The organism is Aeromicrobium sp., from assembly GCF_036675695.1.
Taxonomy (GTDB): Bacteria; Actinomycetota; Actinomycetes; order Propionibacteriales; family Nocardioidaceae; genus Aeromicrobium.
This window is the reverse complement of the sequence record NZ_JAKFEL010000185.1, coordinates 1-4218: the sequence shown is the minus strand read 5'-3', so window position 1 is coordinate 4218 and position 4218 is coordinate 1. Positions and strand designations below refer to the sequence as shown.

5 protein-coding genes and 1 pseudogene are annotated in these 4218 nt (G+C 65.2%); 3 read left to right on the top strand and 3 right to left on the bottom strand.

Translation table 11 applies throughout. The features are described from left to right. Both V6M39_RS12115 and V6M39_RS12110 read left to right on the top strand, forming a co-directional pair. Window positions 1-247: pseudogene (locus tag V6M39_RS12115) on the top strand (1-acyl-sn-glycerol-3-phosphate acyltransferase); the annotation flags it as partial. A 2-nt stretch (window positions 248-249) separates the two neighbouring features. Continuing rightward, window positions 250-1251 (top strand): NAD(P)H-dependent glycerol-3-phosphate dehydrogenase, encoded by a 1002-nt coding sequence (locus V6M39_RS12110; RefSeq protein WP_332644070.1) that lies wholly within the window; start codon window positions 250-252, stop codon window positions 1249-1251. Window positions 1252-1325: 74 nt separating this feature from the next. On the opposite strand, the gene V6M39_RS12105 is transcribed toward V6M39_RS12110, so the two are convergent. Beyond that, complete coding sequence (locus V6M39_RS12105) at window positions 1326-2393, bottom strand: trans-sulfuration enzyme family protein (protein ID WP_332644069.1); 1068 nt, start codon at window positions 2391-2393, stop codon at window positions 1326-1328. A gap of 38 nt (window positions 2394-2431) precedes the next feature. Between V6M39_RS12105 and V6M39_RS12100 the strand changes: the two genes are divergently transcribed. After that, window positions 2432-3502: a D-alanine--D-alanine ligase family protein gene (locus tag V6M39_RS12100; RefSeq protein ID WP_332644068.1), complete on the top strand. Its 1071-nt coding sequence runs from the start codon at window positions 2432-2434 to the stop codon at window positions 3500-3502. On the opposite strand, the gene V6M39_RS12095 is transcribed toward V6M39_RS12100, so the two are convergent. After that, complete coding sequence (locus V6M39_RS12095; protein ID WP_332644067.1) at window positions 3499-3933, bottom strand: DUF3515 family protein; 435 nt, start codon at window positions 3931-3933, stop codon at window positions 3499-3501. The two genes, V6M39_RS12100 and V6M39_RS12095, sit on opposite strands and share 4 nt — an antisense overlap. Window positions 3934-3936: 3 nt before the next feature. Continuing rightward, the gene (locus V6M39_RS12090) at window positions 3937-4173 is read right to left on the bottom strand and encodes an Lrp/AsnC family transcriptional regulator (RefSeq protein WP_309970674.1); all 237 of its coding nucleotides are present in this window, start codon (window positions 4171-4173) and stop codon (window positions 3937-3939) included. Between the last annotated feature and the right edge of the window lie 45 nt (window positions 4174-4218).

The window sequence follows — 4218 nt, the reverse complement described above, 5'->3', positions numbered from 1 at the left end:
CTCCAAGCGCCTCAAGCTGTTCCCGCGCAAGACCTTCCAGGTGCGGGTCGGCAAGCCGATGGACCTGAGCGCGTACGAGGGCAAGCCGCTCACCGAAGAGCTCCTTCATGCCGCAACAGACGAACTGATGGACACCCTGACTGCCATGATGTCTGAGGTACGCGGGGAGATTCCGTCGACACCGCGTATCGATGTGCATACCTTGAGCAAGCCCAAGACGAACTACGACAAGCGATTGGACTCCTGACGATGGCCAAGACAGCTGTGATGGGTGCAGGGTCCTGGGGGACCGCGTTCGCTCTGGTGCTCGCTGATGCCGGCAACGACGTATGCCTGTGGGGTCGTCGCGAAGAGCTCTGCGAGACGATCAACACCAAGCACGAGAACTCCGAATACCTCCCCGGCATCCAGCTCCCCGACTCTGTCTCGGCGACTTCCGATCCGGCCAAGGCGCTCGAAGGCGCCGAGATCGTCGTACTCGCGGTTCCGTCGCAGCAACTGCGCGCCAATCTCGAGGCTTGGGGCGAGCACATCCCTGCCGATGCGGTCATGGTCAGCCTGATGAAGGGCGTCGAGCTCGGCACCCACAAGCGCATGAGCGAGGTCATCGCCGAGATCACCGGTGCCGGCCCCGAGCGCATCGCTGTCGTGTCAGGCCCCAACCTCGCCAAGGAGATCGCCAATCGCGAGCCTGCGGCCAGCGTCGTCGCCTGCGCTGACCAGGCGGTCGCCGAGCGCATCCAGAAGGCGTGCCACACCGCCGCCTTCCGTCCGTACTCGATGACGGATGTCGTCGGTTGCGAGCTGGCCGGTACGGCCAAGAACATCATCGGTCTGGCAGTCGGCGTATGCGTCGGCCTCGGCTATGGCGACAACACCAAGGCATCGGTCATCACTCGCGGCCTCGCCGAGACCGCGCGTCTTGGTGTCGCGATTGGCGCTGATCCGACTACGTTCATGGGCCTCGCCGGAATGGGCGACCTCGTGGCGACCTGCTCGTCGCCACTGTCGCGCAACCGTACGTTCGGCGAGAAGCTCGGCGCAGGTATGTCGGTCGAGGAAGTCACCGCGCAGACCCGCCAGGTCGCCGAGGGTGTGAAGTCGTGCCAGTCGGTCAGCGAGCTCGCTGCGATGCACGGTGTGGAGATGCCGATCGTCGAGCACGTAGCTGCGCTGATCGCAGGCAAGATGACTCCGAACGAGCTCGTATCAGCCCTGATCAGCAGGCAAGCCAAGCCCGAAAAGGTCTAGCAAGCCTGAGACCTCACGGGGTTTCGATACGTCGGCCGCGGGCGGCCTCCTACTCAACCAACGGCAGGGTAGGTCTAGTTGGTGGCGGCGAGGACGTTTTGGATGTCGATCCAGAGGTCCTCGACATCTTCGATGCCGACCGAGAGGCGAATCAGACCTTCAGGTACTGACTCCGACTCCTCTGCGTGACGGCGACGGCGCTCCCAGGTCGACTCCACGCCGCCGAGGCTGGTGGCGTACGTGATGATGTCGCTCTGCTCGGTCATCTTCTGTGCGACCTGCGGGCCGCCGACGACCTCGAGCGCGATGATCGTGCCGAACCCGGGGTAGCGCGACGAGCTGATCAGGCGATGTGCCGACAGGCGCTTGTGCAGCTCCTTGGCATTGGCCTCAGCGCGGTCGAGACGTACGTGGAGCGTACGAATGCCGCGTGCAGCCAGCCAGGTCTCCATGGCGCCGGGGATGGCGCCGAGCGTCGACCGACGCTGCTCGATCGCCTTGTGGGCGCGCTCGCTGTTGGTGATGATCGCGCCCAGCACCACGTCGCTGTGTCCCGACAACAGCTTGGATGCCGAGTGGACGACAAAGTCGGCGCCAAGCTCCAGAGGGCGCTGACGCAGGGGAGTGGCGAACGTGTTGTCGACCGCAACCGCAGTGCCGGCCTTGGCCGCGGCACGGGTGATGGTCTCGATGTCAGCTATCTGCAGGCCCGGATTGGTCGGCGACTCAATCCATACGAGCGCAGCGCTCTCGGACGCGGCGATGATCTCGGCGGTGTTGTCCATGTCGACGAGGCGCAGCTCGATCTGACCGCGGCGTGCGCGCTCCTTCAGCTGGCCCACGGTGCCGTGGTAGGCGCCGCGCGGAGCCACGACGGCAGCCTTGGCGGGCACGAGGTCGAACAGCGCGGAGGTGGCGGCGATGCCTGACGCGAACGCGAGCGCACGTCCACCTTCGAGTGCACCGAGAACCTGCTCGAACGAGTCCCAGGTCGGGTTGCCGTGACGGCCGTACTCGGACTGACCGCCCGGAACCAACGCGCTGGCGAGCGTGATCGGTGCGTTGAGTGGGGCCCCGGGCACGCGGTTTGGCCTTCCCGCGCCGACCGCAATGGTCGAGGGCGAGAGATCGTGTCCGTGCATGCGCCCCATTGTGACACTGACCGGTATCTTGGTCGGCAATGAGCCTCTCGATGGACCCCTCAGTCGACAAGCCCCGCCTGGCAGTGATCTTTGGCGGTCGTTCCAGCGAACATGGCGTTTCTTGCCTCACGGCTCGTGAGGTGCTCGCTGTGATCGATCGCGACAAGTACGACGTACAGCCGATCGGCATCACTCGCGAGGGCAACTGGGTGTCAGAAACGGCCGAATGGCCCGATCTCGAGCCCGGCACGCTGCCCTCTGTGCGCGATGACTTCCCGGCGTTCACCTGGGAGGGTCTGCACGACTTCGATGCGGCGTTCCCGCTGCTTCACGGACCGTGGGGCGAGGACGGCACGATCCAGGGCCTGCTGGAGATGGCGAACGTCCGCTACGTCGGTGCCGGCGTGCTTGCCAGTGCCGTGGGCATGGACAAGCCGTTCACCAAGACCGTGTTCTCGGCCGGCGGCCTGCCGCAGATCCCGTACGTGACCGTTCAGCCGTGGCAGTGGAAGAGTCAGCAGGACCGCGTGATCGCCCGGATCAAGGCACTCGGTCTGCCCGTGTTCGTCAAGCCTGCTCGCGCAGGATCAAGCTCCGGCGTGATGATGGTCGAATCCTGGGACGAGCTCGACGGCGCCATCGCCAAGGCGCAGGACTTCGACCCCAAGGTCGTCGTCGAGGCCGCCGCCAAGAACAAACGCGAGCTCGAGTGCGCTGTCATGCAGCAACCCGACGGGACGCCGATTGCCAGCGTGGTCGGCGAGATCACCGTGGCCGAAGAGTCCAACCACGAGTTCTACGACTTCGAGGCGAAGTACCTCGACGGCACCAGCGTCAACATCGTGCCCGCCGACATTTCGACGACGCTGAGCGATCGCATCCGTACGTATTCGGTGCAGGCGTTCGAGGCGATCGGTGCCGAAGGCCTGGCCCGCGTCGACTTCTTCGACACGTCCGACGGCCTGATCATCAACGAGATCAACACGATGCCGGGGTTCACCCCGTTCTCGATGTTCCCGCTGCTGTGGGAGGCGAGTGGCGTGCCATATCCCGAGCTCGTCGATCGGCTGATCCAGCTGGCGCTCAGGCGCGACACCGGTCTTCGCTAGACGCAGTCCTTGACCACCGGGTCGTGCTTCAACACCGACGGTGCGATGTCGACCAGCGCGTCGGCAGCCGGATCGTAGGCCTCCGGCACCTCGACGCTGATGAAGAAGCGGCGTCCGATCGTGGTGAACAGGTAGCCGTCCGCGATCTCCTCGGTGAACCATCCGACACCGGCGACCATGTCGCAGCGAGAGGTCGGCAACAGCGCATCGGGCTGGGTCACGCCGCAGCGCAGGATGATCGCCGGATCACCCCAGGCCGTGGCCTTCGAGCCCTTCACGAGCACCTGCTTTTGGCCCGCGACCTTCTGCGCACCATCGGCATACAACGCCTTGCAGTCAGCGTCGGTGTCAGGTGTTGTCGGGTACGTGTCGACCACGAGCCCCGAGCTGCACCCCGCGAGCAACAGCAGCGCGGGAAGGAGTCGCTTCACGCCTCAGATGCGCACAATCGGGCAGGTCAGCGTACGAGTGATGCCGGGAACGCCCTGCACCTTGGTGACGACCATGGCGCCGAGCTCATCGACGCTCGCGCCCTCGGCGCGGACGATGACGTCGTACGGGCCGGTGACGTCCTCAGCCATCGTGACGCCCTCTATGTCTGCAATCGCCCGGGCGACATCGGCCGCTTTGCCGACCTCGGTCTGGACGAGGATGTAGGCCTGAACAGCCATCGTGAAACTCCTTCGTGGGGGCGAGACTTGCCACGGTATCCGATG